The sequence below is a fragment of the Mesorhizobium sp. genome (genome assembly GCF_005063415.1).
GTDB lineage: Bacteria > Pseudomonadota > Alphaproteobacteria > Rhizobiales > Rhizobiaceae > Mesorhizobium.
In genome coordinates this window covers 2,471-28,103 of record NZ_SUEG01000043.1, presented here as the reverse complement: position 1 = coordinate 28,103, position 25,633 = coordinate 2,471, and the positions used below count along the sequence as shown (strand labels likewise).

Genomic DNA, 25,633 nt, shown 5'->3' with positions numbered 1-25,633 from the left:
CCAAATCCGGACTTTGTGGAGCCATGCAGGACGCTAAGCCGAATAAGGGAAAGACAGCGGCCGAGGCATTCGCCGAACGCACGAGCGGTACTCGCCGGGCCGATGCGGCGCGCATGCCGGGGTCGAGCGTGCATGCGTCGCTGGCCAACGAGATCGGGCTGAGGATCGTGCGCGGCGATTATCCGCCGGGAACCATCCTGCCCAACGAAGCCAAATGGTCCGAGACCTTCGACGTCAGCCGCTCGGCGGTGCGCGAAGCCATCAAAATGCTGATGGCGAAGAGCCTTTTGTCGTCACGTCCCAAAATCGGCAGCTGGGTCGAGCCGAAGGAGCGCTGGAACCTGCTCGATCGCGATGTGCTGGCCTGGTACGCGACCTCGCCGGACCGCGAGGTGTTCCTGAGAACCGTGCAGGAGTTCCGCCACATCATCGAGCCGGAGGCCAGCGCCTTCGCCGCCATGCGGCGCACCGACGAGCAGATGGCCGAGATCAGCCAGGCCTGCCGCGAGATGGGCGAAGCGACCAACCTGCAGGAGCGGACGCGCGCCGACACGCGGTTTCATCTCGCCATCCTGCGCGCCTCGGGCAACGATCTGCTGGTGCCGCTCGGCGTGCTGATCGAATCGGCGTTCGATCATCTGTTCGCTTTCACGACGCGGGAACTCGACGATTTGCAGCATGCGCAGCGGCTGCATGAGGCAATCGAGAAGAGCATCCGCCTGCAGCGGCCGGACGCGGCGCGCAATGCGGTGCGCAAGCTGCTGGCCAATACCGACAGCGTCATCAAGTCCAGGTAGCCGCCGTTCGGCTACAGGCACTCAGTCGAAGGGTGCGGTCGCGAGATGCTGCCATGTCAGGCCGAGGAGCAGCTCTTGGTCGCGGGCGGCGTGTTCGGGCGGGTTGACGACGGGGTCGCCATTGACGATCGCCGCCCAGAAGCCACGCATCTCCTCGACGAAGGCTTCGGCGTAGCCGGCGCGCAAATCTTTCTTCGACAGCGTGTGACCGTCCGAGGTCGTCACCGTCAGCCGGGTCGGATGATGGTTGAGCCAGGGCGAGGGGAATTCGAGCTCCAGGCTGGCATCGTCGAAGAACAGCGTGATCCGCTCCTTGTAGTCGGCGAGCTTGGGCACGGTGAGATGCGTCATGGTCCACAGCGCCTGCCCGTCCAGCAGCTTGACGGCGCCCTGGCCGCCGTCGCCATTGGCAAAGATCTGCGCGCCGACGACCTCGCCGTCTGGCACCCCGAGCGCGTCGAGCAGGCCATGGACGGCATTGACATCGTGAATCAAGGCCGAGCTGTAAGCGCCGGTAAATCCACGGAAAGCGAGCTTGGTCACGGGAACACCGATGGCGTATTCGACCTGGCGCTTCTGCTTGGCCGCGACGACGGCGATCATGTCCTTGGGAATATCGGTGCCGCGCCTGTAGGGCTGATGGGCAATGAACGGCCAGGCGTCGGGATCGTTCACTTCCACCGAGACCGCGCGCAGCGTGCTTGATGTGCCCGGCAGCGAAGCGAGCGCCAGCCGGTAGCTCGGGTCGAAGCGCTTCATATAGCCGACCTGCATGATTTTCCTGGCGGCATCGCGCGCGGCGACGATCTCGGCGATTTCCGCCAAGGAATAGCAGAGCGGCTTTTCGCAAAAGACATGCAGGCCAAGCGCCAGCGCCGCCAGCACCTGTTCGTGGTGCAGCGGGTCCGGCGAGCCGATCACCACCGCGTCGAGGCGCTGGTCGAAGAGCTGGTCGATCGTTTCGAAATTGGCAATGCCATGGATGTCGGTGACGAACTGCCGCGAAATCCTCGAGGGATCAGCGACCCCGACCAGCTCGAACAATTCGCCGAGGCGCAGCAGATTGGGAATATGCTCGACCTGCGAGATCATGCCGGCGCCGACGACCCCGACGCGTATCCTGCTCATTGGATCATTCCCCGCAATGTCCTGATGTCAGCTCAAGGCGCCGCAGGCGGCCGGTTGCCGATCTGGGCGAGCAGGCCGGCAATCTCCGCCTCGACCGCCTTCAGGTCCTCACCGCCAGACATGATCGAGATGACCTCGTCGCGCGAGATGTCCGACTTGGCGTAGGTGCCGCGATTGCGGCCGCGGTTGAGCAGCGTGAAGGTGTCGCCGACCGGATAGGCATGGTGGATGTTGTGGCTGATGAAAATGACGGCCAGGCCCCGCATGCGCGCTTCGATGATGAATTTCAGCACCATCGCCGCCTGGTGGACGCCGAGTGCGGAGGTCGGCTCGTCGAGGATCAGCACGCGCGCGCCAAAATGCACGGCGCGGGCGATCGCCACCGACTGGCGCTCGCCGCCCGACAGCGTACCAACGGCTTGCGTCGGGTCACGCACGTCGATGCCGATATCGGCCATCGCCTGCCTGGCGATGGTGTTGGCGCGCTCCTTGTCGATGCGCGAGAAGGGCAGGCTGCTTTTGGTCGGCTCGCGGCCGAGGAAGAAGTTACGGGTGATCGACATCAGCGAGATCATGCCGAGGTCCTGGAACACCGTTGCCACGCCGAGCTCCTGCGCGTCGCGCGGGCTGCGGAAGGTGACCGGCTTGCCGTCGACCAGGATTTCGCCCTTGCTCGGCCGGTAGACGCCCGACAGAACCTTGATCAGCGTCGACTTGCCGGCGCCGTTGTCGCCGAGCAGGCAGTGGACCTCGCCCGGATAGACCTTGATGTCGATGTCCTGGAGCGCGCGCACCGAGCCGAAATTGACGCTGACGCCGCGCAGTTCCATAGCCGGTTCTCTCATTTGGGCTGACGCAGTCATTTGCCACCTCCGCGTCCCAGCGCCTTCAGCCTGATGTAGTTGTTGACCAGCACGGCCATCAGGATGACGATGCCGAGGAAGACCTTGAACCAGTCGGTGTCGATGCCGGTGTAGAAGATGCCCATCTGCACCAGCCCGAAGATCAGCGCCCCGAACAGCACGCCATAGACGGTGCCGTAGCCGCCGGTGAGCAGCACGCCGCCGATGACGGCGGCAATGATCGCCTCGAATTCCTTGAGCAGGCCGCGCGTGGTGTCGGCGGAGCCCGCCTCCATCACCTGGATGGTGGCGAGCAGCGTCGCCGCGCAGGCGGTGTAGACGAACAGGCTGATCTTGACGCGATCGACCGGCACGCCGACGTTGCGGGCGGCGATCAGGTCGCCACCGGTGGCGAAGATCCAATTGCCGTATTTCGTCTGGGTGAGCACGTAGCCGGCCAGCACCGTCAGGCCGAGCCACCAGACGATCGACATCGGAATGCCGGCGACGAAGGGAATGCCGTCGCTGCGGGTGGCGATCCAGCCTTGCGCGCCCATCCAGTGGAACAGGCCGGTGAGCAGATGACCGTTGAAAATGCCGGCCGTCGCCGGGTCCGGTGCGCCTTCGAGGATGTAGGGGATCTGGGTGCGGCCGGTGACGGCGCGGGTGATGCCGATCGACAGTCCGCGCAGGATATAGAGCGTGGCGAGGGTGACGATGAAGGAGGGCAGGCGCGTCTTCACCACGATCAGGCCGTTAAGATAGCCGGTGAAGATGGCAACGGCGAAGGCACAGGCGATGCCGCCCCATAGCGGCAGGCCCCAGTATTTCACCGTCAGCCCTATGACGACACCGGCAAAGCCGACCATGGAGCCGACCGAAAGGTCGAACTCGCCGGCGATGATGAGAAGTGCTGCTGCGGTGGCGAGGATGCCGAGCTCCGCCGATAGCGTCAGGAAGGTCATCGATCCCTGCAGCGAATAGAGGTTTGCCGCGCCCGGCAGCAGCGCAAAGATGATGATCGTCGCAAGCAGCCCGCCGGCAGCACCGGCTTCCGGCCGGCGCAACCACTGGGTCAGCTTGCCGGTGCTGGCCAACCGCTCGTCGGCGCCGGCGGCCCGCTTCGATGTCATGCCGAAGCGGTCGGTCGCCTTCAGTTCGCCCGGAGGTATCGCCTTGTCTTCCACGACCGCCATTAGGCTCTCCAATCGCTCAATTCGCAATCTTCGAACGGATCGGGAGAGCGCTTGGCGCATTCTCCCGTTCCGTCGGAGCGCTTGCCTAGCGGATACCCTCTTTGGCCAGCGCCAGGATCGCCTTGGCTTTTTCGGGCGTATCGATGAACAGCGGTCCGGTATAGGAATTGTTCTGCGGCCAGAAGCCGTGCGTCGCCTGCTCGACCAGATAGATCACCGGCAGATAGCCCATCAGATATTGCTGGGCGTCCATGCCGAAGCCCATTTCGCCGGCCACGACAGAGTCGAGGACCTCCGGGCTGATGTCGAAAGTGTAGAGCTTGAGCTTGCCGAACAGTTCCTTGTCGCGGAACATCGGGATCAACGGATTGGCGGCGGTGGCGCCGAGCGCAAAGACGGCCTGCGTATCGGGATGCGCCGACAGATAGGCTTCGGTGCGGCGCTGGATGTCGGCCGGATCCGGCGCCACGGCCAGAACCTCGGTGCCGCCGCCGGAGGGCTTCAGCCCGTCATTGAGGCCCTGGCAGCGCTGGTCGAGGCTGACATTGCCGACCTCGTGGTTGATGCAGACGACTTTCAGCGTGCCTTCTTTGGCCAGCCGCTCGCCGGCCTTCTTGCCGGAATCATATTCGGAAACGGTGCCGACATAGAGTGTCGTGCCGAGCGCGGCGCCTTCCTTTTCGCCGGAATCCAGAACCACCATGGGAATATTGGCGGCAAGCCCGGATTTGACCGACTTGCCGAGCGCATTGGCGTCGGCGATGGAGACGGCGATGCCGTCCGGGTTGGTGGCGATGGCGGCGTCGAGAAGCCGGGCCTGCTCTACCACGTCGAAGACCTGCGGCGCGTAATATTCGACCTTGGCGCCGGTGAGGGCGGCCGCGTCATCGACGCCGCGCTTGACCACCGACCAATAGGGATCGGACGCCGACCCATGCACCACGAAGGTGATGCGGACGTCCTTCGGATCCTTGAGGCCCGCGGCATGCGCGATACCTGTCATCAGGCCCGCCGAGACGAAGGCGCCCAATGCCACTTTCAGAAGAGCTTTCATCTTATTCTCCCATCTGTCGTTGCAGTTCCAATCCCTCTGGCGCCGTTTTCCGGCCGCGACGATCGGCTCATGTCGCGGATCGGGTGGCCGCTTTGCGGGCCTTTGCCGACGCCAATCGCTGTTCGCCCGCGTTGCTGCCGCGGGCCGTTGTTGATGATCGCCCGGCCGAGAGTGTTGCGCGAAGCTCCTCGCGCAACGGCTTCATGCCGATGACGTCGATCGGCTGTGCGGCGAGCCAGTCGCGAAAGCCCTGGTCGCGGAACAGCTCGTACTCTTCGGTGCGGATATAGGCGGAACGCGGCTCGATCAGCTCGAGTTCACCGGGCGCGTTGCAATGCAGGCAAAAGAACGTCAGGCCATCGCGCACACCCTCGATGAGCGCTTTGTAAGCGGGCTCGATCGGCCTGGAACGCGGCCGACCCCAAGTCGTCTGGATGGCGGCGTCGAAAATGGCAAAGCCGCCGGCGCGGGCCAGCGCTACGCCGCGCTGGAACGCCTCCTCGGTGACGCCGACCAGATTGTCGTTGGGGGAATAGGCGGACAGCGTCTTGGTCAGCAGCACGGGCAACTGATATTCCAGCCCGAGCTTGATGTAGATGTCGCAAAATTCCGGCGACAATGCCGCGCCCATATGCGCGTCGAGGTGGGTGACGTCGATGCCGGCGCGATAGGCGGTGTCGATCTGGGCGCGAAGCTCGGCCTCGACCGCCTGCGGCACCGCCTTGCGGCGCGTGGTCGCCACGTCGGGCCATAAGAAGCCGAACTCGTCGGTCAGGCCGGCCGCCCGCGACGGCGCGGTCAACGGCCGCCATTTATAGTGCTGCTTCTCGCTGTTCAGCGTCAGGTGAACGCCAAGGTCAAGGCCAGGGTTGGCGGCGGCGCTTTCGGCCATTTCGAGGAACCAGGGGCACGGAACCATCACCGCGCCGGAACTGCAGACACCCAGCCCGCTCAATTGGAGGAAGGCGCTGTTGGCGCCGTGGCACATGCCGACATCGTCCTCGTGGAGCACGATCCGTTTGCTGGAGCCGGCGGCGTTCACGAATGGCCGCCTTTCCGCCGGCACGCCGGTTTCGAGGGTCTTCCAAAGTGTGTCCCGTATTTCATGGAACCAACCGTTTGCCCAACTGGCCGGAATGGAACGCCGAAACCTGCCTTTCCGACAGGGCCACTTTGGCGAATTCGGATGGATACGATTTGCCTGCCGGCTGAGACACTTAGCTGCCGATTTCCCCAATCAGGTTCAAAACCAGTCATAGGAACCGTCTTCCGGGCGCAGATGGCTTGGTCGAATAGCGGCGGAGTGGTTCTTTCAAACTGTGCCGACAAGCCTACAGCTGTCCACACCATCAAGCGACCCACATTACCAAGTGACTTGGAGGCCTGTCATGTACACCGCCGGCGAAGAGGAAATCGAAGCCATTGCCAGGGTGATCCGCTCGGGCGCGCTGTTTCGTTACGGCAAGGACAGCGAATGCGACCGCTTCGAGGCCCGCTATGCGCAGCATCTTGGCGTCGAGCATTTCGCGCTGGCCGCCAGCGGCACCTATGGGCTCGCCGCCGGCCTGATCGGCCTCGGCATCGGCCCGGGGGACGAAGTGCTGGTGCCCGCGCACACCTATATGGCGACCGCGACCGCGGTGCTTTCGGTGGGGGCCATTCCTGTCATCGTCGACATCGACGAGAGCCTGACGATCGATCCCATCGCCTTGCGCGAAGCCATCGGGCCGCGCACCAGGGCGGTCATCCCGGTGCATATGTGGGGCGCGGCCTGCAACATGAACGCGATCATGGACATTGCTGCCAAGCGCGGCCTGCTGGTGCTGGAGGATGTCTGCCAGGGCATCGGCGGCGGCTACGAGGGCCGCAAGCTCGGTTCGATCGGCCATGCCGGCGCCTATTCCTTCAACTACTTCAAAAACATGACCTCGGGCGAGGGCGGCGGCATCGCCACCAGCGACCCGAAAGTGGCGGAGCGGGCGCGCTGCGCCATCGACCCTTGCCATTTCTACTGGCAGGGCAGAAGCGACAGCATCAAACCCTTCGCCGGCATCGGCGCCCGAGCCTCGGAGCTGATGGGGGCGATGCTCAACGTCCAACTCGACCGGCTGGACGGCATCATCGAGGCGATGCGCGCCGAGAAGAAGACGGTGCTGGCCGGCACCCGCCACCTTAGCAATCTCGGGCTGACGCCGTCGCCGATGAACAGCCCTGACGACGATTGCGCCGCGCAGGTGATGTACCTGCTGCCGAGCGAGCAGGCGGCGCAGACTTTTTCGAAGACCATTCCCAGCGTCGTAGCCGGCAAGACCGGCCGCCATAATTTCACCCAGTGGGACCAGGTGCTGATGCATGAAGGCGCGCATCATCCGGCGCTCAATCCTTACGCACTGCCCGAGAACCAGGGCTTGCGACTGGATTATTCCGACGACCTCGGCAAGCGCTCGCTCGACATCCTCAACCGCACCGTGATGGTCGCCATGAACCCGGCGCACAGCGATACCGACATTCAGGACATGATCCACAACATCGACGCGGCGGCGCGGGTGGCGCTGGAGAATGCTTCGCTCGATGATGTCGAATTGCGCAAGTCGGCACCGATTGATCTGCAGAAATTCGACAGTGTGAACTAGACCAGTTCCGACGCGGTTTGCTACCCTGCGGCCGAGTTCCTTCTCCGGCGGCCGGCCGAGGATTCCGGCCGGCATAACCGGTCGTCAAAAGATCCGCAGGCCCGTGTCGGATAGGCCGGGCTCCGCTCGTCCTAGGGGGCATCGATCACCAATACGGAGGATTAACGATATGCCCGGCACCGTACGTCTGCACCGCGTTCTGACAACCAGCCCGGAGAAAGTCTACCGCGCGTTCGTCGAAGCGGATGCACTTGCGAAATGGCTGCCGCCGAACGGCTTCACCTGCACGGTTCATCACTTCGAGGCGAAAGTCGGCGGTACGTTCAAAATGTCCTTCCGCAACTTCACCACCGGCGACAGCCACTCGTTCGGCGGCGAATATGTCGAGCTCGTGCCCAATGAGCAGCTGCGCTACACCGACCGGTTCGACGACCCCAACCTGCCCGGCGAGATCGAGGTGACCGTGACATTGAAGAAAGTGTCGGTCGGCACCGAAGTGAATATCACGCAGGCCGGTATTCCAGACGTCATCCCGGTTGAGGCCTGCTATCTCGGCTGGCAGGAGTCGCTGCGAAATCTGGCGAAGCTCGTTGAACCCGAGATCAAGCAGTAGGGTAAAGCGCTGCCCCGGCGGGTTGGCGTCGCTAACCGGAAACCTAGGGATGACGCCGTTCTTCCCACCCAACATGCGCTGGGGCCGGAAACGCGGGATCGGCGAAGCAGCCGACCGCGACGGCGATCCATTCAGGCTTTCGCTCGGGCTCCCAGAAGACGCTTGAGCCGCAGCCCGGGCAGAAATGGAAAGTGACGTGATGGCCGCTCCGAGCCGACCGCCTGTAGGTACTGGCGTCGCCTTCGGCTTCTACCTTGTCGCGCGCGAAGAAGGCGGCGACGCCGTATGTGCTGCCGGTCCGTTTCTGGCAGTCGAGGCAGTGGCACTGTGCGACAAGTTGCGGCTCTCCGTTACAGAAGATCCTCAGTTGCCCGCAGGCACAGGATGCGGTTCTCATGGCAGTCCTCACGGTCAGACGAATGCGTTGCTCCGCCAATTTCGGCGGTTAGCATGCTTCTGGTTTTCGGGGAGATTCGGCCTTGTGAGTGGCTCCTTGCGCGAACGCGGCGAAGGACCAGGACCGATGCCGTATTTCTAATCGCCTCGGGCGAATGTTGCAACCGCGGTGAACGAGATGACGCGCTTGCCCTAGCTTCTGTCCAACCTTAGGAACGCGGCGCGCAGCGCCAGCACGGCGCGCAGGATCTGGCGTTCGTCCATCGCCGCATAGCCGAGCAGCAGGCCGTGCTCGGGTTCTGTGGAATGGTAGTTGATCGAGATGCCCTGGACGTCGAGCCCCTCCTTGAGAGCGGCGGCAACCACGTCGCTGTCCTTATAGGGTCTGACGAAGCTCGCCAACAGCTGCATGCCGGAATCGTTTTCCGTCACGGTCAGCCATTCCGCCAGATGCTCCTGGCACAGCTTGACGAAGTTCGCCTGCCGGCGCGCATAGAGCCGGCGCATGCGCTTGAGGTGCGTGGCGAAATAGCCCTGCGTGATGAAATCGTTGACCGTTGCCTGCAGGATCAGCGGCGCGAACTGGCCGGTGATGCTCACCGCCCGGTCGAACGGTACCGACAATTCACGTGGCACGATCAGATAGCCGATGCGCAGCGCCGGGATCAGCGTCTTGCCGAAGCTGCCGATATAGACAACGCGATCGGCATGATCGAGCCCGCGTAGCGCCGGCACCGGCCGGCCGCGAAACCGGTATTCGCCGTCATAGTCATCCTCGACGATCCAGGCGCCGTTGCGTTCGGCGATGTCGAGCAGCTGCAACCGCTCCTCGATGCGCATGATGGTGCCGAACGGCCATTGGCAGGATGGCGTCACATAGATCAGCCGCGGCGGCGGCAGCTCCGGATCGGCAAGATGCCAGCCGCGCCTGTCGACCTTCAACGGTGCTAATCTGGCGCCGCTGGCGAGAAAGGCGCTCTTGGCGCCGAGATAGCCGGGCTCTTCCATCCAGACATGGTCGCCTTCGTCCATCAGCACGCGCGAGACGAGATCGAGCGCTGCTTGCGCACCGGTGACGATGATCACCTGGTCGGCGGTGCAGCTGATGCCGCGCGACAGGCCGATGGTCGAGGCAATGGCCTGACGCAGGCCGGGGTGGCCGGCAAAGGAGAGATAGCCAAGCAGGCTCTCGTCGCGGCTGCGTGCATTGCGCACCAGAAGGCTTGACCAGATGGTGAACGGAAACGATGCCGTTTCAGGCACGCCGGGATGGAAATTGATGACGCCGGCATTGCGCGGCGGTTGCGGGCCGTTGACGATGGTCTGGCCGCGCCGCGACAGTTTTTGCGGCGCTGCCAGTCCGGCGCGCAGCGACGCCAAGGGCCGGTTCTGCTGGATCGGCGCCACCCAGGTGCCCGATCCGGCCCGCGCCTCGATAAAACCTTCGGCAAGGAGCTGGTCATAGGCGGCGATGACCGTGTTGCGCCCGACCTTCAGATCTTCGGCCAGCGAGCGCGTCGACGGCAGCAGCGTGTTCTGCGGGATCTGGCCGTCAAGGATGAAGCGTCGCAAGTCGCCGTAGATCTGACGATGCATCGGTTCTTCCGAAGCGCGGTCGACCGACATGATGTCGAGGGAAAGGCGCATGTGGTCGGCCAAGGCACTATCCCCCGACGAACCTGGCGGCGCGGGCGATCTTTTCCTCGTTGAGCCGGCAGACGGTATCTAGCACCAGTCGCCTGGTTTCCGGGCGGACCTCGCGGCTGTTCTTCAGTGCGCGATGCACGGTGGCGGCGCCAAGTTCCGCCTTCTCGGCGATCTCCCGGATGGTGCAAAGCCGTTCCATGCCAAGCGCAGCTTCGAAAGCCATGTCGCTCCTCCTCGGTTACATCAAGGCACGGCTTCCGGCCGGCCTCAAGCATGAAAGTCGGGGTTTGAAATTCAGAGCAGGGATTCTGCGATCCGCGCCGCGCAGGGAGCACGGCGGCGCGGATCGCCGGGCGCTTTCGCGTCGCTAACCCCATCGAGGCGCGCGCCCATTGTGTTCCCCCGGTTCGCAAATGCGGGCCGGTCAGTTTGCCTGCCGCGTCGCCACTTCGAAGCCGGCCTCGCGGGCGGTGGCGAGCAGCGAGAAATAGCCCTTGCTGGCATAGGTCAGCGGATGTGCCTTGGCCGGATCCTGCTCGGCTTCGACAACGATCCAACCTTCATAGCCGCGCGCGGCGAGGGGTTTCAGCAATGACAGGAAATCGACCGAGCCGTCGCCGGGCACGGTAAAAATGCCGTCCATTACCGCCGCCATGAAGCTCATGTCCTCGCGGCGTGCCCTTTCCAGCACCGCCCTGCGAACGTCCTTGCAGTGGAAATGCACGATGCGGTCGAGATGCCGTTGCAACAGCGATTGCGGGTCGCCGCCCGAAAACAGGCAGTGGCCGGTATCGAACAACAGGCCGACGCTTCGGCCCGTCGCCGTCATCAGCCTGTCGACTTCATCGTCCGTCTCGACGATGGTGCCCATGTGGTGGTGAAAGGCCATGCCGACCCCGAATGCGGCCATGCGGTCGGCGAGGGCGGTCAGTTTCTCGCCGTAGGACGGCCAGTCCCTGTCGGCGAGGCGCGGACGCTCGGAGATCGGTGCAAAAATGCCGTCATGGCGACCGCGCGAGGTGTCGGCGTAGACGACGATCTTGGCGCCAAGGTCGCGCAACAGCTGCAGATGTGGGGTGATCGCCGCGAATTCCTCGTCGACCGTGCGGTCGAGAATGCGGCCATCATACCAGCCGGAGACCAGTTCCAGGCCATAGGAGGACAGGATCGGGCCAAGCACTTCAGCCTGGCGCGGAAATTTGCCGCCGAGTTCGGTGCCGCGGTAGCCGGCCTGCGCGGTTTCCGCCAGGCAGGTCTCCAGAGGCGTATCGCCGCCAAGCGCCGGAACGTCGTCATTGCTCCAGGTGATGGGATTGATGCCGATCTTGACCGTCATGGCGCCAGGCTTTGCAGGCTTGGGAATACAAGCCGAGCCTGCAAACTGGCGGTAAAGAGGACCCGTCACTAGGTCCAGTTCAGCCGAATTTGGCAGAACCAATTAATGGTGACCGATTCTAGTCTTCCTTTGGGCGGCCAAAAAGGACGCGCAGTTCGTCCTTTGCGTCCTCCAGCACTTTCTTTTGCGCCGCCGGCAGGTTCTTGCCGGCGCGGTTGATATAGAAATTCAGCATCGACATGGCGGATTGAAACGGCCCTGCCTTGCGTCGATCGCTGTGCTCGGCCGATCGCTTCAACGAGGCGGCGATTTTCCTTGGATCGTGGGATTCGAAGATGTGTTCCTCGAGGTCCAGCGCGTCGCTATGCTCGGTGACGTCGGCGGACCATTTCCGTTGCGCGGTCATGGCAAACTCCTTCCACTAGGTCGTTGCCGGGAAAACGCCTTATGGCGCACCGCTGTTCCACCTCGGCCCGAATCCCTGGAACCACGGATTTGCCCGTCGTGGCGCTGCTCGGCGATACGAATGCGCCGATAGTGGTCAGAACCGCCGATTCAAGAACTGCGGACAGGAAACGCTCTTGACCCCAATCGTCTCAAGCCAGGCAGGAAGTTCCGGCATCGACAGTGCCTATGCCTGGATACGGCTGGGCATCTCGATGCTGCTGGCAACGATCGGCGGGGTCGGCATGTGGGCTGTGGTCGTGGTGCTGCCCGCCGTACAGGCAGAATTCGGCGTCGATCGCGCCGCGGCCTCGATGCCCTACACCGCGACCATGGTCGGCTTTGCCGCCGGCAATGTGCTGTTCGGCCGCGCCATTGACCGCATGGGGTATTGGATCCCGGCGCTGATTGCCGCGATCGCGCTTGGCGCCGGTTTCCTGCTGGCGTCGCTGACCAGTTCGATCCTGCAGTTCACCCTCGTCCAGGGCCTGTTGATCGGCGTCGGCTCGTCGGCAATCTTCGGCCCTTTAATCGCCGACATCTCGCACTGGTTCAACCGGCGCCGCGGCGTCGCGGTAACGGCTGCCGCGTCCGGCAACTATCTCGCCGGAGCGATCTGGCCGACGGCGATGCCCTATGTCATGCAGACGCAAGGCTGGCGCTTCACCTATGCCGCAATCGGCGTCGTCTGCCTGGTCACCATGGTGCCCTTGATCCTGCTGCTCCGGCGCGGCGCACCGCCCCAGGCGGCTCCGGGATCGCCAGGCAGCCGCGTGGTCCAGCCGATCTCACTGTCGCCGGCGGCCTTGCAGGCGCTGCTCATCGTCGCCGGGCTCGGCTGCTGCGTGGCGATGTCGATGCCGCAAGTCCATATCGTCGCCTATTGCATGGATCTCGGCTATGGCGTGGCGCATGGCGCCGATATGCTGTCGATCATGCTGGCGGCGGGCGTCGTCAGCCGGCTTGGCTCGGGTTTCCTTGCCGATCGCATCGGCGGCGTGAAAACCCTGCTGATCGGCTCGGTGCTGCAATGCCTGTCGCTGTTGTTCTATATCCCGTTCGACGGGCTTGCCTCGCTCTATGTCGTCTCGCTGGTCTTCGGCCTGTCGCAAGGCGGCATCGTCCCCTGTTATGCGATCATCGTGCGCGAATATATGCCGGCCAAGGAGGCTGGCCAGCGCGTCGGCATCGTCATGATGGCGACCATCTTCGGCATGGCGATCGGCGGCTGGATGTCGGGCTGGATCTACGATTTGACCGGCTCCTATGCCGCCGCGTTCGTCAACGGCATTGCCTGGAACCTGCTGAACATTTCGGCCATGGTGCTGCTGCTGTGGAAGGCCCGGCGCAGCGCTGCCGTGACGGCCTGAGGCACGGCGGTACGGGTACAGTCTCTCCGGCCGTCGCTTGACAATAGCCGAAGGCTGCGCGACGCCAGACAAGGTGTGGCAACGGGCCAGGTTGGCATGGCAGCAGTGGCAAAAACGCTGAACATCGTTTCACGGTCGCGTCTGGGCGGTTGCCCGGTGTCGGGACCAGTACGGTGATCAAGCCGCGCTCACGCCGCGGCGGCGGCCGCCCGACCATCGCCGATGTCGCGCGCAAGGCCGGCGTCGGCGCCATTACCGTCTCGCGCGCCTTGCGCGACCCGGGGCGTGTCTCGGAAGATCTGCGCCGCCAGATCGAGTCCGCGGTGAATGAGCTCGGCTATGTGCCCGACCCAAATGCGCGGGCGCTGGCTTCGGCGCGCGCCGAGGTGTTTGGCGTCCTGGTGCCGTCGCTTACCAACAACGTCTTTGCCGAAGTGGTGCGCGGCATCTACGACAGCCTGTCGGACGGCCCGTTCCGCATCCAGCTCGGCAACACTCACTATTCCGGCCTCGAGGAAGAGCGGCTGCTGCAGGTGTTTGGGCCGCAACGCCCGGCGGCGCTGATCGTGGCCGGCATCGACCAGACGCCGGCGTCGCGAAAACTGCTGGAAACGGCAGGCTGTCCGGTGGTGCAGGTGATGGAGACCGGGCCCGATCCGGTCGATATGATGGTCGGTTTCTCACATTTCGAGGGCGGCAAGGCGGCTGCGGAACATCTGATCGAGGCAGGCTATCGCCGGATCGGCTTCATCGGCGCGCGCATGGATCCGCGTTCGCAGCGGCGGCTTGCCGGCTATCGCGCGGCGATGGAGGCGGCCGGCCTGTTCGACGCGCGGCTCACCACCACGACGCCGGTGCCCTCCAGCGTCACCCTCGGCCGCGAATTGTTCCGCGACGCGCTGGCCAAGTTGCCGAGCCTCGACGCGGTGTTCTGTAACAATGACGATATCGCCCTCGGCGTGCTGTTCGAATGCCATCGCGCTTCGATCGCCGTGCCGAAGACGATCGGCATCGTCGGCTTCAATGATCTGGACATGATGGAGGTGGCCTTTCCGTCGGTCACCAGCGTTCGGACCTACCGTTACGAGATCGGCCGGCGGGCGGTCGCCATGGCGCTTGCGGCGATCGAAGGTAACAGGCCGGAGTCGCGCGTCGTCGATCTCGGCTTCGAACTCAAGCGACGTGAGAGCACGGCGCGCTGAAGCGTGCTCAACGCAATGGTGCTTTACACAACGTCATGGTAGCGCTACCACTTGCCGCCGGGCGGTACTTCGCCCCGAAGATGGGAGGCTGTTTATTATACATAAGCGACAGCTCACGCTTGTTTATTATGTATAATATGATAGTTTTTGCGGGACTAGCCGGGCAACAAAGGAGGGGATCGGGTCGGCATTCGGCCACCTGAACGCGCAGCGGGTACGGCGGGAGGTGCCGGGCCGGTAATGCGCAAATTCATCGGCGTAAGAACAAACAAAACTGCAACTGGGAGGAATATCGATGATCAAGTCACTCGTTGGCGGTATCGTTGCCGCCACTGCTTTTGTCATGCTGAGCTCGTCGGCGATCGCCGATCCTGAAATCGTCAAGGGGCCATCGGCCGAGCCTGACTGCTTCGCGCCCTGGTCGGCCGATACGCAGTTCTTCAAGTTCCCCAAGAAAGACGGCCCGTACCGCATCGCTCTGGCCAACGGCTACATCGCCAACACGTGGCGCATCCAGATGGTGCAGACGGCGAAGGCCTATGCAGCGCAGCCGGATGTCGCGGCCAAGCTCAAGGAATTCAAGGTGGTCTCGACCGGCGAAGACGTGCCGGCGCAGATTTCGGCAATCAACAATTTCATCGATTCCGGCTATGACGCGATCGTCGTCAATGCCCAGAACCCGACTGCATTCGGCCCTGTCATCAAGCGGGCCAAGGAAGCCGGCGTGGTGCTGGTCGCTTTCGACAACATCCTCGACACCAAGGATGCCATCAACGTCAATGTCGACCAGAAAGGCCTTGGCGAATTGTGGGGCAACTGGCTGGTCAAGCACGTGCCGAACGGCGGCAAGGTGCTGGAAGTGCGCGGCGTCGCCGGCACGTCCGTCGACACCGACCGCCACAACGGCATCCACGAGGTTCTCGACGCTTCCGGCAAGAAATGGGATGTCACCGAGGTCGTCGGCAAGTGGGATGACGGCGTTGCGCAAAAGGCTACGGCCGATGCCATTGCCACCAACGGCCCCTTCGACGGCATTACCGGACAGGGCGGCGATACCGGCATCGTGCAGGCGATGATCGATGCCAAGCATCCGTTCGTGCCGTTCGGCGGCGAGACGGAGAATGGCTTCCGCAAATTCTGCGCCAAGTTCGCCGCTGACGGCCTGAAATGCTCGTCGGCCGGCACCGGCCCGGCTCAGGTCGCGGTTGCCATCAAGACGGCGATTGCAGCACTTGAAGGCCAGGTCGTGCCGCAGGCGGTCAAGCTGCCGCTGGCGATCGTCGAGGATCCGAACTTCAAGGCAGGCCAGGATTTCTTCCCCGACCAGTCCGACAATTTCTTCGTCGGCAATTCCTTCCCGACCTGCGGCATCAATTTCACGGCGCAGGAAATCATGGGCCAGAGCAAGGAAAACCAGTAAACTGCAACAGCCCGACGCCGCGGGAAATTCCGCGGCGTCGGCGCTCGACATCCTGATTGCCAAGCGCCTGGGGAGGGCCGATGGACGGTGCGGTTCCGCTCTTCCGCATGGAAGGCATATCCAAGCGCTATGGCGGCGTGCGGGCGCTGGAGAAGGCCGAGCTGTCGGTCACTCCAGGCAGCATCCACGCCATTCTCGGCGAGAACGGCGCCGGCAAATCGACGCTGATCAAGGTCATGGCGGGGGTCGTCGCGTCCGACGAGGGCCGCATGATGTTGGACGGAAACGAAGTGAGCTTCGCTTCGCCGGCCGCTGCCAACCAGGCCGGCATCGTCTGCATCTTCCAGGAGCTGTCGCTGGTCCCGGAACTCAGCGTTGCCGACAACATCGTCATTTCCGATCCGCCGAAACGCTTCGGCATGATCGACCGAAAGGCGCAGCGCCGCATCGCCGAAGAGGCCCTTGCTCGCGCCGGCGCCTCCGATATCCATCCGCTGGCGCTGGTCAAGGATCTTCCACTTTCGAGAAGGCAGATGGTCGAGATCGCCAAGGCACTGGCGCGCAAGCCACGCATCCTGATCCTCGACGAGGCGACCTCGGCGCTGACCGCGGCTGACGTCGCCAGGGTTTTCGCCGTGTTGAAGCGGCTGCGTTCGGAAGGGCTGGCGCTGCTCTACATCTCGCACCGCATGAACGAGATCGCCGAGCTGGCAGACCAGTGCACGGTGTTCCGCAACGGCCGCAATGTCGCCAGCTATGCTGCCGGCACCAAGAGCGACAACGAGGTCGTCGAACTGATGATCGGGCGCGAATACAGCCACATCTTTCCGCCCAAGCCCGCGCGGGCGGCTGCTGCAGCCACGCCGGTTCTGGAGGCGCGCAGCCTGTCATGGACGGATCGGCTGCACGATGTCTCGCTATCGGTCGGGGCGGGCGAGGTGGTCGGCCTCGGCGGCCTCGATGGCCAGGGCCAGCGCGAATTGCTGCTCGCCTTCTTCGGCGTGCTGCGCGGCCTGTCGGGCCAGATCCTGATCGACGGCAGACCGGTGGCGATCGCCAGTCCGGCCGCGGCGCGTGACGACCGGATCGGCATGGCGTTGATCCCGGAGGATCGTAAGACGGAAGGGTTGATGCTGCCGATGACGGTGCGCGAAAACCTCTCCTTCGCCGCCCTCGACCGGCTGTCCAGGGCCGGCATCATCGATCGCGCCGCCGAGCAGCGGCTGATCGACGACATGGTTGGTCTCCTGGCCATCAAGACCGCCGGGCTCGACATTCCGGTCGGCGCGCTGTCCGGCGGCAACCAGCAGAAAGTCGTCATCGCCAAATGGCTGATGCGGCAGCCGCGCATAATCCTGCTCAACGATCCGACGCGCGGCATCGATGTCGGCACCAAGCAGGAGCTGTACCAGTTGATGCGCAAGCTTGCCGACCAGGGTGCGGCGATCCTGTTCTATTCGACCGACTATGACGAGCTGATCGGCTGCTGCGACCGCGTGCTGGTGCTCTATGACGGCGCGCTGAAGCGTGAACTGGTCGGCGCCGAAATCACCGAACGGGCGCTGATCGCCAGCGCGCTCAACATTCACGAAGAGATGCCAAAGCAAGGAGCGGACGCGTGAAGGATTGGCGCTACTGGCTTGCCGAACAGCGCGGAACGCTGCTGGCGTTCGGCATCTTCATTGTCATGTTCGTCATCTACACCTCGAATCATCCAGCGGGTTTCACCGCCAATGTCGTGCAGACCGCCTCGAACAAGGGCGTGCTGCTCGCCTTCGTCGCCATGGCGCAGACGCTGGTGGTCATCACCGCCGGCATCGATCTTTCGGTCGGCATGATCTTCACGCTGACCAACTGCCTGGCGTCGTGGCTGGTCGTCGGCACCGGCATCGAGACCGCCTTCGGCGTCATCGCCGTGCTCGGCACCGGGCTGCTGTGCGGGGCAATCAACGGCGCCATCGTCATCTATGGACGCCTGCAGCCAATCGTCGCCACCATCGCCACCGGCGCGGTCTATTTCGGTATCGCGCTGCTGCTGCGGCCGTTTCCGGGCGGCTCGGTCAATGAGGGGCTCGCCGATGCGCTGACCGGGCGCCTGTTTGGTATTGTGCCGGCGAGCCTGGTGACGCTGCTGGCGGTCGTGCTCGTGGTCTGGGTGCCGTTCAGCCGGTCGGTGCTCGGCCGCGCCGCTTATGCAGCCGGCTCCTCGGAGATGGCGGCCTACATGTCCGGCGTGCCGATCCGGCGCGGAAAGTTCGCCGCCTATGCGCTTGCCGGGCTGCTTGCCGCGATCGGCGGACTGTTCCTGACGTTCTTCACCTATACCGGCGATGCGGCCTATGCCAGCGGCAACGCCTATACGCTGTTTTCGATCGCCGCGGTCGTGCTCGGCGGCGTGTCGCTGTTCGGCGGCAAGGGCAGCGCCATCGGCGCGATCTTCGGCGCGCTTGCCTTCCGCACCATCGGCGACCTGCTGTTCGTCTTCGATTTCGATCCGCTCTGGCAGCCGCTGTTCCAGGGCGTCATCCTGCTGATCGCGGTCAGCCTCGGCGCCTTCGCCCTGTTTCGGGTCCGCAACCGGCTGGAGTGGTTCCTGTGAGCGAAACGACTGTGAGTGGTCTCGCCGGCCGCATGCCGAAATTCCTCCGCCGCGCCGATCCGGCGGTGCTGACGGCGTTCGCCTGTATCGTGCTGCTGCTGTTCCTCGGCAGCCTCTATTCGCGCAGCTTCCTGTCGCCTGAATACCTGCTGCAGCAGCTCAAGGTGGCGTCGTTTCTCGGCGTCATCGCCACCGGCATGATGCTGGTCATCCTGCTCGGCCAGATCGACCTGTCGGTACCCTGGTCGGTGGCGGCCGGCGCCATGATGGCCTGTGCCGCGGCCGCATACGGTCCCGTCGGCGTGGCGCTTGCCATTCCGTTCGGCATCTTCTGCGGTGTTTTGATCGGCATCGTCAACGGCATCGGCGTCGCCTATCTGCGCATTCCCTCGATGATCATCACGCTTGCCACCAACGCCGTCGCGCAGGGGCTGATGGTGGTCTACACGGGCGGTTTCTCGCCGCAGGATTCGGCGACCGGTGCGATGCGCTATCTGGCGACGGGGTTTGCCGTTCCTGGCGTGCCGAACGCAGTTCTCATCTGGGCGCTGATCGGCGCCGCAATGGTGTTCGTGCTGACCCGCACCGGCTTCGGCCGCACCGTCTACGGCATCGGTAACCGAGAGCGTGCCGCGTATCTTTCCGGCATCGATACAAGGCGCGTAGTGATGATCGCCTTTGCGGTTTCGGGCGGGCTCTCGGCCTTCGGCGGCGTGCTGTTGGCCGGCTATGCCTCCAAGGCGGCACAATCGATGGGCGATGCCTATCTGCTGCCGTCGATCGCCGCCGTGGTGCTCGGCGGCACCTCGATCCTCGGCGGGCGCGGCTCCTATCTCGGCACCGTCGCCGGGGTAATCCTGATCACCCTCTTGCAATCCATTCTCTCTGTCATGCAGATGCCGGAGGCGGGGCGGCAGATCATCTACGGCGTCGTTATCGTCGCCATGCTGCTGCTCTATGGCCGCGCGCCGGCAAGCCGCTGACCTGCATGACCGGGAAAGACGTGGCATATAAGCCGGCGAGCACTGTTCGAACGATGCCTGCCATCGTGGTGATGGGCGTTGCCGGCTGCGGCAAGTCGGTCGTCGGCGAAGCGCTTGCAGCGGCACTAGGCGCCCTCTTTATCGAAGGCGACAGGCTGCATCCGCCCGAAAACGTCGCGCGCATGGCGAGCGGGCAGCCGCTTACCGACGCGCTGCGCGAGGGCTGGCTCGACGCGATCGGCCAGCGCATGGCAGCATCGGTCGCAAGCGGACAAGGTGTAGTCGCCGCCTGCTCGGCGCTGAAGCGCAGCTATCGCGATCGCCTGCGCGGCTTTTGCGCGGATATCGTTTTCGTCTATTTGGAGATCGACCCGGCAACGGCGATGCGGCGCGTCGGCAATCGCAAGGGTCATTTCATGCCGGCAAGCCTGGTCGACAGCCAGTTCGCCACGCTTGAGGCGCCAGCGGCGGACGAGGCGGCGATAACCCTGGATGGCACGCGTCCGGTCGCCGACACCGTCGCCACCGCCTTGAGCCTGCTCGCGCGCTAGCGTGGTTCACCGTTTCACGGAAACGCCGAACCGCTCTATCTCTTTGTTTTTGCGCAATTCCCTAGGGAAAGCGCTACACGCTTTTCCCGGGAAAACCGTTTCACACTTTTCCTGGAATTGCTCTAGATTTGCGACGTCAGTTCGACCGGGAAATCGTCATTGTCGGCGTCGCGCATGGCCGCGAGGCTGCGGTTGTCGAGCACCTCGGCGATTGCCTGACGGACCTCCAGCATCATGTGCCGGACCTGGCAGGTCGCCTCGTCGCAATCCTCACAGCGCTGGTATTGCGTGCGGCTGGCGCAAGGGATCGGCGCCAGCGGCCCGTCGAGGACACGCACGACATGGCCGATCTTGATCTCGGAGGCTGGCCGGGCGAGGCGGTAGCCGCCTTCCTTGCCCTTGCGGCTCTGGACGAAGCCGGCGTTGCGCAACTCGCCCAGAATGGCATCCAGGAATTTCTTGGGGATATTGTTGGCCACCGCAATGTCGTTGACGAATGCGAGCTGGCCGACTGGCAGGCCTGACAGATGCACGAGGGCCTTGAGGCCGTATTTGCCTTTTTTGGTAAGCATGCCCGAGTCAACCCATAAAGCCCCAACCACCCGCATCTGGCGGCTGTTTGTGTGCAAATAATGACGGTTTGGCCGTACGATGCCGTTCGTACAGACAGGCCGCCGGACGACATATTGCGCGCAAACGCGTTGATTCTTCGTAACGTTTTGGCGGACGGGCGGTCCGGAACGTGCGGAAACTGCAATTTCGGCGGGCAAATGAAGAAAAGCCGGCAAACGCCGGCTTTCAATCAGTTCGCGAGGTTGGTGACGTCAGCGGCTGCCGTAAGTCTGGTCGAGCAGGCCGCCCGCTGCAAAATGCTCGGCCTGGACCTTGGCCCAGCCGCCGAAGACGTCCTCCACCGTCAGCAGGCGGACATCGGGAAACTCAGCCTTGTATTTGGGGGCGACCGCCGGGTCGCGGGCCCGCAGGCCGTTGCGGGCGGCGATGTCCTGGCCCTCCGGCGTATAGAGGAAGTCGAGGTAGGTCTTGGCGAGATCGCGTGTGCCGTGCTCGTCGGCGACCGTGTCGACGATCGCCACCGGAAACTCGGCTAACAGGCTGACCGAGGGCGTCACCTGCTCGAATTTGTCCTCGCCATACTCCTTGCGGACGCCGCGCGTTTCCGACTCGAAGGTGATCAGCACGTCGCCGATCTCGCGCTGCACGAAGGTGGTGGTTGCGGCGCGCCCGCCGCTGTCGAAGACCGGCACGTTGTTAAACAGCTTTGTCACAAACTCCTTCACCTTGGCATCGTCGCCCTTGAAGGCTTCCTTGGCGTAGGCGGTGGCCGCGAGGTAGGTGTAGCGCGCATTGCCCGATGTTTTCGGATTGGGGAAGATCACCTGGACGTCGTCGCGCACGAGATCGTTCCAATCCTTGATGTTCTTCGGATTGCCGGCGCGCACCAGGAAGGACGGCAGCGAATAGAAAGGCGAGGCGTTGTCCGGAAAGTCCTTCTGCCAATCGGCGGAGATGAGACCCTTCTTGACCAGGAAGTCGATGTCGATGACCTGGTTGAACGTGACCACGTCGGCGCCGAGGCCTTCGGCAATGGCGCGTGCCTGCGCAGACGTCCCGGCATGCGACTGATCGATGGTGACGCCAGGGTGGCCGGCGACGAACGCCTTGTTGACCTGCGCAAACAGTTCGCGGCCGACATCGTAAGAGGCGTTCAGCAATTTGTCGGCCGACCAGGCTTGGGAGGATGCGAGGAACAGGCCGGCCAACGTGGCGACGCCAAGCAAAAATCGCTTCATAAAACAGGGCTCCCTGAAACACCGTACATCGAATGCCGAAGAATAGTCGGGCAGTGCTCGACGCGACGAGGCATGCCGGTCGGATCTATGGTCTGGCTGTGAGAAAAGTATTGCGGAAACGGCCCGTTACTGGAATTTTCTTCCAAGCGGCCGCATTTCGACGCGTTCTGCCGCCGCCGGTCGTTTCCACACTTTTGTGGTCAGCCGCGAAATAGATACACATTGTGTATGCGAACGTGCTACAGGTCGGAGAGAGGAGCCCTTATGACAAAGACTACATCAGAGACCCATGCCAAGCCTGTCAATCTCCGCATCCGAGAGGATGTGCGTGTTCTGATTGATCGCGCCGCGAAAATGCGCGGGAAAACCCGTTCCGAGTTTATGATCGATGCCGCCTACCGTGCGGCCGAAGACACGCTGCTCGACCAAGCGCTGATCAAGGTCGATCCCGAGAGTTACCAGCATTATCTCGGCATTCTTGATGCGCCACCGAGCGGTGAAGGTTTTGCACGCCTGATGAATGCGCCCAAGCCCTGGCAGGACTAATGCTGTCGGCGCCCACGCCCCTTGCCGACAACCACGATCTCGAACTTTTCCAATGCGGGACCGATAACCTGGATCAATGGCTTCGTCGCAGGGCGCGGATCAACCAGGTCAGCGGCGCCTCGCGTACGTATGTCGTGACGGAAGGCGTGCGCGTTGTCGGCTATTACTGTCTCTCCTCGGGTGGGCTTGATCTTGCGGAAGCTCCAGGCGGCATTCGCCGCAACATGCCGGATCCTGTTCCGATGGTCGTACTCGGGCGTCTCGCCGTGGACGCAAGCTGGCAAGGGAAGGGACTAGGCGCAGCGCTGTTGCAAGATGCCGTTCTGCGCACCGGTCATGCCGCGACGATCCTCGGGATTCGCGGCATTTTTGTTCATGCCATATCGGCTGAAGCGAAAGCTTTCTATGAGCACTACGGCTTTTCGGCTTCCCCGAAGAATCCGATGACCCTTGTGCTTTCGCTAAAGGCGCGTTGAAGGCGATGTCGCTCTGCATGAAAGCGCGACCGCATTTCGGATCCACAATTGCCTTGTAGCTAAGCAGCCGGAAAAAGCTTCCAGCGCCGCGGCCTAAAAGCCACGCGACTTTTCTGCGCCGCCGGATGATCGACGGGCAATTCGATCTCGACCCGCTGCCGTTCGCCGCCGATTTCGAGCTCGACCCGCCTGGTCCCGGCGACGCGGCGGCTGGCGGCGACCGTGCCGGCGATGCAGCCGTTGCATTCTTCCACCAGATCGACGTCGTGCGGGCGAAAGAACAGCGTCGCTTCGCCTTGCGGTGCGTGCGGCGCGGAAAGTCCGATCGGCCGGTCGGCGATCCAGACCTGGCCGTCCTCGACCTTGACCGGAAGCGAGCTCGATTCGCCGATGAAGCCGTAGACGAAGGGCGAGTTCGGCGTGTCGTAGATTTCGTCGGCGGTGCCGACCTGCTCGATGCGGCCCTGGCTCATCACCACGACGCGGTCGGCCAGCTCCAGCGCCTCTTCCTGGTCATGGGTGACGAAGACCGTGGTATGGCCGGTGGCATCGTGGATGTCGCGCAGCCAACGGCGCAGTTCGCGGCGCACCTGGGCATCGAGCGCGCCGAACGGCTCATCGAGCAAAAGCACGGCCGGTTCGATCGCCATGGCGCGCGCCAGCGCCACGCGCTGTCGCTGGCCGCCCGAAAGCTGTGCCGGATAGCGTTTTTCCAGACCGGAAAGCTGAACGAGGTTGAGGAGTTCCGAGGCGCGGCGGCGGATTTCCTTCGCCGACCGGCGTGACGGTCCGTGCCGGACCTTGAGTCCGAAGCCGATATTGTCGGCGACCGTCATATGGCGAAACAGCGCGTAGTGCTGGAAGACGAAGCCGACATTGCGCTCCTGGATCGACTTTTGCGAGGCATCCTCTTCGCCGAAGAAGATCTTTCCGCGGGTCGGCCGCTCCAACCCGGCAATCAGCCTGAGCAGCGTCGTCTTGCCGGAACCGGAAGGTCCCAGCAGAGCGATCAGTTCTCCCGACTTGATGTCGAGCGAAACGTCGTGGAGGGCCGGAAACCGCTCAAACTCCTTGCGCACGTTGGCAACGCGAACTTCCATGCAAATCCCTTTTGTAGTTGATGCATGTTGTTATCCCAAAACCGGTTCCCAGTTTTGGGCGACATGCATTTTGTCAGTGTCCGCGCGTCGCGGCGATCTCGGCGCCGTAGCGCATCTCGAGAAGTGTTTTCAAGACCAGCGTGACGAGCGCCAGGCCGGCAAGCAGCGAAGCGACAGCAAAGGCGGCGGCGGCATTGTACTCGTTATAAAGGATTTCGACATGCAGTGGCATGGTGTTGGTCAGCCCGCGTATGTGGCCCGACACGACCGAGACCGCGCCGAACTCGCCCATCGCGCGGGCATTGCACAGCAGCACGCCGTAGAGCAATCCCCATTTGACGTTGGGCAACGTCACGTACCAGAACGCCTGCCAGCCATTGGCTCCGAGCGACAGGGCTGCCTCCTCGTCGCCATTGCCTTGTTCCTGCATCAGCGGGATCAATTCGCGGGCGACGAAGGGGAAGGTGACGAAGATCGTGGCCAGCACGATGCCCGGCACGGCAAACAGGATGACGATGCCATGCGCCTTGAGCCAGGCGCCGAGCAGGCCTTGCGCGCCGAACAAGAGCACGTAGACAAGCCCCGAAATGACCGGCGAGACGGAAAAGGGCAAGTCGATCAACGTGGTCAGGAACGCCTTGCCCTTGAATTCGAACTTGGCGATCGCCCAGGCGGCGGAAATACCGAAGACGACGTTGAGCGGCACCGAGATCGCCGCGACCAGAAGCGTCAGGCGAATCGCCGAGCGCGTGTCCGGTTCGCCCAGCGCCTGTGTGTAGGCCTCGATACCTTTGGCGAAAGCTTCCTTGAAGACGATGATCAGCGGCAGGAGCAGGAAAATGCCGAGGAAGGCAAAGGTCACGATCATCAGCACGGTTCTCGCCGTGCGGCTTTCGGTCACTGCCGGCGACTGGCTCTCGTGGTGCGGCGCGTAGGATTTGATCTCCGGGTCAGCCATAGCGCTTGCGGCTCCAGGTCTGCACCAGGTTGATGACCAGCAGCATCACGAAGGACAGCGCCAGCATGATCGCCGCGATCGCGGTCGCCGCGGCGTAGTTATATTCCTCCAGCCGGATGACGATCAGAAGCGGCGCGATCTCGGATTTGAAGGGCAGGTTGCCGGCGATGAAGATGACGGAACCGTACTCGCCGACGCCGCGTGCGAAGGCCAGCGCGAAACCGGTGACGATAGCAGGCGCCAGTCCGGGTAGCAGAACGCGGCTGATGATCTGGAAGCGATTGGCGCCGAGCGTGGCGGCCACTTCCTCTACCTCCTTGTCGATCTCCTCCATGATCGGCTGCACGGTGCGCACGACGAAAGGCAGGCCGATGAAGACCAGCGCGATGACGATGCCGAGCGGCGTATACGCGACCTTGATGCCGAGCGGCGTCAGCAGGCTTCCGATCCAGCCGTTCGGTGCGTAAAGCGTGGTCAGCGCGATGCCGGCAACCGCCGTCGGCAGCGCGAAGGGCAGGTCGACCATGGCAT

27 protein-coding genes are annotated in these 25,633 nt (G+C 63.5%); 12 read left to right on the top strand and 15 right to left on the bottom strand.

All coding sequences use genetic code 11. The features are described from left to right. The first annotated feature begins 23 nt into the window (after positions 1–23). Entirely contained in the window at positions 24–797 is a 774-nt protein-coding gene (locus E5W70_RS14035; RefSeq protein WP_292658969.1) for a FadR/GntR family transcriptional regulator, read from the top strand. 21 nt (positions 798–818) lie between these two features. Here E5W70_RS14035 and E5W70_RS14030 read toward each other — a convergent pair whose 3' ends face one another. The 5 genes from E5W70_RS14030 to E5W70_RS14010 form a co-directional block, all read right to left on the bottom strand. Further along, positions 819–1,925, bottom strand: a complete 1,107-nt coding sequence (locus tag E5W70_RS14030; RefSeq protein ID WP_292658966.1) for a Gfo/Idh/MocA family oxidoreductase — start codon at positions 1,923–1,925, stop codon at positions 819–821. 32 nt (positions 1,926–1,957) lie between these two features. Continuing rightward, a complete protein-coding gene (locus E5W70_RS14025; RefSeq protein ID WP_292659010.1) occupies positions 1,958–2,770 on the bottom strand; it encodes an ATP-binding cassette domain-containing protein in 813 nt (270 codons plus the stop codon). A 14-nt stretch (positions 2,771–2,784) separates the two neighbouring features. Continuing rightward, positions 2,785–3,900: an ABC transporter permease gene (locus E5W70_RS14020; RefSeq protein ID WP_292659008.1), complete on the bottom strand. Its 1,116-nt coding sequence runs from the start codon at positions 3,898–3,900 to the stop codon at positions 2,785–2,787. Positions 3,901–4,048: 148 nt separating this feature from the next. After that, the gene (locus tag E5W70_RS14015) at positions 4,049–5,017 is read right to left on the bottom strand and encodes a sugar ABC transporter substrate-binding protein (RefSeq protein WP_292658963.1); all 969 of its coding nucleotides are present in this window, start codon (positions 5,015–5,017) and stop codon (positions 4,049–4,051) included. A 67-nt stretch (positions 5,018–5,084) separates the two neighbouring features. Further along, positions 5,085–6,059: a polysaccharide deacetylase family protein gene (locus E5W70_RS14010; protein WP_292658961.1), complete on the bottom strand. Its 975-nt coding sequence runs from the start codon at positions 6,057–6,059 to the stop codon at positions 5,085–5,087. Between the two features lie 346 nt (positions 6,060–6,405). Between E5W70_RS14010 and E5W70_RS14005 the strand changes: the two genes are divergently transcribed. Then, positions 6,406–7,650 carry an aminotransferase class I/II-fold pyridoxal phosphate-dependent enzyme gene (locus E5W70_RS14005; protein ID WP_292658959.1) on the top strand — a complete coding sequence of 415 codons (1,245 nt, stop codon included), beginning with the start codon at positions 6,406–6,408 and terminating at the stop codon, positions 7,648–7,650. A 169-nt stretch (positions 7,651–7,819) separates the two neighbouring features. Further along, on the top strand, positions 7,820–8,263 hold the full coding sequence (locus E5W70_RS14000) for an SRPBCC family protein (RefSeq protein WP_292658956.1): 444 nt from the start codon (positions 7,820–7,822) through the stop codon (positions 8,261–8,263). Positions 8,264–8,306: 43 nt separating this feature from the next. Here the strand turns inward: E5W70_RS14000 and E5W70_RS13995 are convergent, their stop codons facing one another. The 5 genes from E5W70_RS13995 to E5W70_RS13975 all read right to left on the bottom strand — a co-directional run bounded on the left by E5W70_RS13995 (position 8,307) and on the right by E5W70_RS13975 (position 12,048). Continuing rightward, on the bottom strand, positions 8,307–8,660 hold the full coding sequence (locus E5W70_RS13995) for a GFA family protein (protein WP_292658953.1): 354 nt from the start codon (positions 8,658–8,660) through the stop codon (positions 8,307–8,309). Positions 8,661–8,851: 191 nt separating this feature from the next. Next, positions 8,852–10,318 carry a PLP-dependent aminotransferase family protein gene (locus E5W70_RS13990; protein WP_292658950.1) on the bottom strand — a complete coding sequence of 489 codons (1,467 nt, stop codon included), beginning with the start codon at positions 10,316–10,318 and terminating at the stop codon, positions 8,852–8,854. A 4-nt stretch (positions 10,319–10,322) separates the two neighbouring features. Next, positions 10,323–10,529, bottom strand: a complete 207-nt coding sequence (locus E5W70_RS13985; RefSeq protein WP_292658948.1) for a LacI family DNA-binding transcriptional regulator — start codon at positions 10,527–10,529, stop codon at positions 10,323–10,325. Positions 10,530–10,730: 201 nt separating this feature from the next. Continuing rightward, positions 10,731–11,642 (bottom strand): myo-inosose-2 dehydratase, encoded by a 912-nt coding sequence (gene iolE / locus E5W70_RS13980; RefSeq protein WP_292658945.1) that lies wholly within the window; start codon positions 11,640–11,642, stop codon positions 10,731–10,733. A 118-nt stretch (positions 11,643–11,760) separates the two neighbouring features. After that, positions 11,761–12,048 carry a DUF3175 domain-containing protein gene (locus tag E5W70_RS13975; protein WP_023721237.1) on the bottom strand — a complete coding sequence of 96 codons (288 nt, stop codon included), beginning with the start codon at positions 12,046–12,048 and terminating at the stop codon, positions 11,761–11,763. Positions 12,049–12,223: 175 nt separating this feature from the next. Here E5W70_RS13975 and E5W70_RS13970 point away from each other — a divergent pair, with 175 nt between their 5' ends. The 7 genes from E5W70_RS13970 to E5W70_RS13940 all read left to right on the top strand — a co-directional run bounded on the left by E5W70_RS13970 (position 12,224) and on the right by E5W70_RS13940 (position 20,211). Then, a complete protein-coding gene (locus E5W70_RS13970) occupies positions 12,224–13,456 on the top strand; it encodes an MFS transporter (protein WP_292658939.1) in 1,233 nt (410 codons plus the stop codon). Positions 13,457–13,629: 173 nt separating this feature from the next. Continuing rightward, positions 13,630–14,658: a LacI family DNA-binding transcriptional regulator gene (locus E5W70_RS13965; RefSeq protein WP_292658937.1), complete on the top strand. Its 1,029-nt coding sequence runs from the start codon at positions 13,630–13,632 to the stop codon at positions 14,656–14,658. Between the two features lie 295 nt (positions 14,659–14,953). Continuing rightward, positions 14,954–16,078, top strand: coding sequence for a sugar ABC transporter substrate-binding protein (locus E5W70_RS13960; protein WP_292658934.1), 1,125 nt, complete (start codon positions 14,954–14,956; stop codon positions 16,076–16,078). Between the two features lie 80 nt (positions 16,079–16,158). Continuing rightward, complete coding sequence (locus tag E5W70_RS13955; RefSeq protein WP_292658932.1) at positions 16,159–17,700, top strand: sugar ABC transporter ATP-binding protein; 1,542 nt, start codon at positions 16,159–16,161, stop codon at positions 17,698–17,700. Further along, complete coding sequence (locus E5W70_RS13950; RefSeq protein ID WP_292658929.1) at positions 17,697–18,677, top strand: ABC transporter permease; 981 nt, start codon at positions 17,697–17,699, stop codon at positions 18,675–18,677. The genes E5W70_RS13955 and E5W70_RS13950 overlap by 4 nt, the downstream gene beginning before the upstream one ends. Next, positions 18,674–19,660 carry an ABC transporter permease gene (locus tag E5W70_RS13945; RefSeq protein WP_292658927.1) on the top strand — a complete coding sequence of 329 codons (987 nt, stop codon included), beginning with the start codon at positions 18,674–18,676 and terminating at the stop codon, positions 19,658–19,660. The genes E5W70_RS13950 and E5W70_RS13945 overlap by 4 nt, the downstream gene beginning before the upstream one ends. A 53-nt stretch (positions 19,661–19,713) precedes the next feature. Next, positions 19,714–20,211, top strand: coding sequence for a gluconokinase (locus E5W70_RS13940; protein ID WP_292658924.1), 498 nt, complete (start codon positions 19,714–19,716; stop codon positions 20,209–20,211). A 122-nt stretch (positions 20,212–20,333) separates the two neighbouring features. Here the strand turns inward: E5W70_RS13940 and E5W70_RS13935 are convergent, their stop codons facing one another. Together E5W70_RS13935 and E5W70_RS13930 are read right to left on the bottom strand one after the other, a co-directional pair. Continuing rightward, entirely contained in the window at positions 20,334–20,783 is a 450-nt protein-coding gene (locus tag E5W70_RS13935) for an Rrf2 family transcriptional regulator (RefSeq protein WP_006202816.1), read from the bottom strand. Positions 20,784–21,035: 252 nt separating this feature from the next. Continuing rightward, on the bottom strand, positions 21,036–22,022 hold the full coding sequence (locus E5W70_RS13930) for a sulfate ABC transporter substrate-binding protein (RefSeq protein WP_292658922.1): 987 nt from the start codon (positions 22,020–22,022) through the stop codon (positions 21,036–21,038). 264 nt (positions 22,023–22,286) lie between these two features. Between E5W70_RS13930 and E5W70_RS13925 the strand changes: the two genes are divergently transcribed. After that, positions 22,287–22,568, top strand: a complete 282-nt coding sequence (locus tag E5W70_RS13925; protein ID WP_292658919.1) for a DUF1778 domain-containing protein — start codon at positions 22,287–22,289, stop codon at positions 22,566–22,568. Next, positions 22,568–23,044: a GNAT family N-acetyltransferase gene (locus E5W70_RS13920; protein WP_292658916.1), complete on the top strand. Its 477-nt coding sequence runs from the start codon at positions 22,568–22,570 to the stop codon at positions 23,042–23,044. The genes E5W70_RS13925 and E5W70_RS13920 overlap by 1 nt, the downstream gene beginning before the upstream one ends. A 59-nt stretch (positions 23,045–23,103) precedes the next feature. Here the strand turns inward: E5W70_RS13920 and E5W70_RS13915 are convergent, their stop codons facing one another. The 3 genes from E5W70_RS13915 to cysT form a co-directional block, all read right to left on the bottom strand. After that, positions 23,104–24,144 carry a sulfate/molybdate ABC transporter ATP-binding protein gene (locus tag E5W70_RS13915; RefSeq protein WP_292658914.1) on the bottom strand — a complete coding sequence of 347 codons (1,041 nt, stop codon included), beginning with the start codon at positions 24,142–24,144 and terminating at the stop codon, positions 23,104–23,106. Positions 24,145–24,217: 73 nt separating this feature from the next. Beyond that, complete coding sequence (gene cysW, locus E5W70_RS13910) at positions 24,218–25,102, bottom strand: sulfate ABC transporter permease subunit CysW (protein WP_292658912.1); 885 nt, start codon at positions 25,100–25,102, stop codon at positions 24,218–24,220. Then, the coding region (gene cysT / locus E5W70_RS13905; protein WP_292658910.1) for a sulfate ABC transporter permease subunit CysT at positions 25,095–25,633 on the bottom strand (539 nt) is incomplete at its 5' end. The genes cysT and cysW, both read right to left, overlap by 8 nt.

Coding starts and splice junctions, on each gene's coding strand:
- E5W70_RS14030 (WP_292658966.1), bottom strand. CDS start 1,925: ATGAGCAGGATACGCGTCGGGGTCGTCGGCGCCGGCATGATCTCGCAG.
- E5W70_RS14025 (WP_292659010.1), bottom strand. CDS start 2,770: ATGAGAGAACCGGCTATGGAACTGCGCGGCGTCAGCGTCAATTTCGGC.
- E5W70_RS14005 (WP_292658959.1), top strand. CDS start 6,406: ATGTACACCGCCGGCGAAGAGGAAATCGAAGCCATTGCCAGGGTGATC.
- E5W70_RS13935 (WP_006202816.1), bottom strand. CDS start 20,783: ATGCTTACCAAAAAAGGCAAATACGGCCTCAAGGCCCTCGTGCATCTG.
- E5W70_RS14015 (WP_292658963.1), bottom strand. CDS start 5,017: ATGAAAGCTCTTCTGAAAGTGGCATTGGGCGCCTTCGTCTCGGCGGGC.
- E5W70_RS13915 (WP_292658914.1), bottom strand. CDS start 24,144: ATGGAAGTTCGCGTTGCCAACGTGCGCAAGGAGTTTGAGCGGTTTCCG.
- E5W70_RS13985 (WP_292658948.1), bottom strand. CDS start 10,529: ATGGCTTTCGAAGCTGCGCTTGGCATGGAACGGCTTTGCACCATCCGG.
- E5W70_RS13925 (WP_292658919.1), top strand. CDS start 22,287: ATGACAAAGACTACATCAGAGACCCATGCCAAGCCTGTCAATCTCCGC.
- E5W70_RS14035 (WP_292658969.1), top strand. CDS start 24: ATGCAGGACGCTAAGCCGAATAAGGGAAAGACAGCGGCCGAGGCATTC.
- E5W70_RS13930 (WP_292658922.1), bottom strand. CDS start 22,022: ATGAAGCGATTTTTGCTTGGCGTCGCCACGTTGGCCGGCCTGTTCCTC.
- E5W70_RS13960 (WP_292658934.1), top strand. CDS start 14,954: ATGATCAAGTCACTCGTTGGCGGTATCGTTGCCGCCACTGCTTTTGTC.
- E5W70_RS13975 (WP_023721237.1), bottom strand. CDS start 12,048: ATGACCGCGCAACGGAAATGGTCCGCCGACGTCACCGAGCATAGCGAC.
- E5W70_RS14000 (WP_292658956.1), top strand. CDS start 7,820: ATGCCCGGCACCGTACGTCTGCACCGCGTTCTGACAACCAGCCCGGAG.
- E5W70_RS13940 (WP_292658924.1), top strand. CDS start 19,714: ATGCCTGCCATCGTGGTGATGGGCGTTGCCGGCTGCGGCAAGTCGGTC.
- cysW (WP_292658912.1), bottom strand. CDS start 25,102: ATGGCTGACCCGGAGATCAAATCCTACGCGCCGCACCACGAGAGCCAG.
- E5W70_RS13955 (WP_292658932.1), top strand. CDS start 16,159: ATGGACGGTGCGGTTCCGCTCTTCCGCATGGAAGGCATATCCAAGCGC.
- E5W70_RS14020 (WP_292659008.1), bottom strand. CDS start 3,900: ATGACATCGAAGCGGGCCGCCGGCGCCGACGAGCGGTTGGCCAGCACC.
- iolE (WP_292658945.1), bottom strand. CDS start 11,642: ATGACGGTCAAGATCGGCATCAATCCCATCACCTGGAGCAATGACGAC.
- E5W70_RS13920 (WP_292658916.1), top strand. CDS start 22,568: ATGCTGTCGGCGCCCACGCCCCTTGCCGACAACCACGATCTCGAACTT.
- E5W70_RS13995 (WP_292658953.1), bottom strand. CDS start 8,660: ATGAGAACCGCATCCTGTGCCTGCGGGCAACTGAGGATCTTCTGTAAC.